This window comes from Micromonospora aridisoli (assembly GCF_056150025.1).
On the sequence record NZ_JAXCFK010000163.1, the window covers coordinates 1 to 535 of the forward strand.

Here is a 535-nt window from a genome sequence, read left to right on the forward strand (position 1 = left end):
GTGGCAGCGGTAGCTTCTAGAATCTTTGCAAATTTTCAAACAGAAAAACCTGGATACAGCGCGCAATTACTACAAGCTGCAAAAGACGCCTATGCTTGGGCAAAAGCAAATCCTACAGTTTTCTATACACAAACCCCAGGTTTTGCTACAGGACAATACCAAGATTCCGATGTAGATGACGAATTCCAATGGGCAGCTACAGAATTATTTATCACTACTCAAGAAACTACCTATAGCAATGACATTGACGCTGCTTTAATTTCTGGAGGCATTCCTGCATGGCAATATGTTAGCCCATTAGCTTTAATCTCTATTGCGCATCATGAGAGTAATCTCTCTGGGTTTAATACCGCTGCAGCAAAAAACACACTGATTGCTTCAGCAGATACTTTAAAAATCGCTATAGAAACCTCCCCTATGAATATCGCAATGTCTTCAAAAAATGAAAATTATGTTTGGGGAAGTAATGGCGTTGCAGGAAATCAAGTAATGATCTTGATTCGTGCTTATGAGGCAACAAAAGACAATTCTTACT

At 39.4% G+C, this 535-nt stretch carries 1 protein-coding gene; it reads left to right on the forward strand.

The annotated features are described in order from the left end of the window. The coding region (locus SM447_RS29895) for a glycoside hydrolase family 9 protein (protein WP_474576209.1) at positions 1-535 on the forward strand (535 nt) is incomplete at both ends.